Source organism: Burkholderia sp. Ac-20379 (assembly GCF_017104645.1).
Classification (GTDB): Bacteria; Pseudomonadota; Gammaproteobacteria; order Burkholderiales; family Burkholderiaceae; genus Burkholderia.
The window spans coordinates 1-821 of sequence record NZ_JAAGPF010000794.1 but is presented as its reverse complement, the minus strand read 5'-3'; the positions used below and the strand labels follow the sequence as shown (position 1 = coordinate 821).

Here is an 821-nt window from a genome sequence, read left to right as displayed (position 1 = left end):
GCCGGCCGCGGCCACCGCCGCCAGCAACGCCGCCGACGGCGTGCCAGCGCTCGTGAACGCGCCCGCCGCCTGCAACGCGTCGAGGTCGGCGTCGGCGCCCGGCTGGCCTGGCGTGAACGCCGTGGTCAGGAACGCCGAGGTCGACAGCGTGATGTTGAACATCGACTTCAGCACTGTCGCCACGCCGCCCTGCGCGGCGCTCAGATTCGCGCTGTTGGCCACCGCGCTCTGATAGGCCGTGTTCGAGCCGAGGCCGCCGAGCAGGCCGTTCAGATCGGTGCCGAGTTCGCCCGCGAGGTAGACGAGCATCAGCTCGGTCAGCGGCGTCACGTTGAACGTGCCGCTGCCGTTCGCGAGCGAGTGCAGCGTGGCCGAGCCCGTGCTGCCCGTGATCGCGCACGGGCCGGAGAACGCGAAGCTCAACGTGAACGCGCCGGCGGCGGTGGCCGTGCCCGCGCCGCTGCCCTGCGCGCAGGCCACCGTGATCGATGCGTTCGCCATCGCCGCGCCCACCGCCGCGGTGCCGCTGATCTTGCCCGAGGTGGTGGTGGAGGTCGTGACCGGCCCGCCGCCGCCGCTGTCCCCGCCGCCGCCGCAAGCGGCCATCAGGGCCATCGCGACGACGCCCGGCCCCATCCACTGCGCGGCGCGCAGCTTCGTAACGCGTGTTTTCATCGTGGTTCTCCGTGGTCTCGTCAATCGTCGTGCCGACTGCGTGCGAGGCGAAACGTCGGGGCGACGGTTCGCGCCGCGCGCGTCGTGGGGTTTCAGGGTTGCGGCGCGGCGGCGGGCAGCGGCGCCGCGCCGGCCGCGCGGATCGC

Annotated in this window: 1 protein-coding gene; it reads right to left on the bottom strand. The window is 73.6% G+C overall.

Features of this window, described 5'->3' with window-relative positions; all coding sequences use genetic code 11:
* Positions 1-675 (bottom strand): carboxypeptidase regulatory-like domain-containing protein (locus G3N92_RS34675; protein WP_206131954.1); only part of this gene is annotated, 675 nt, incomplete at its 3' end.
* Between the last annotated feature and the right edge of the window lie 146 nt (positions 676-821).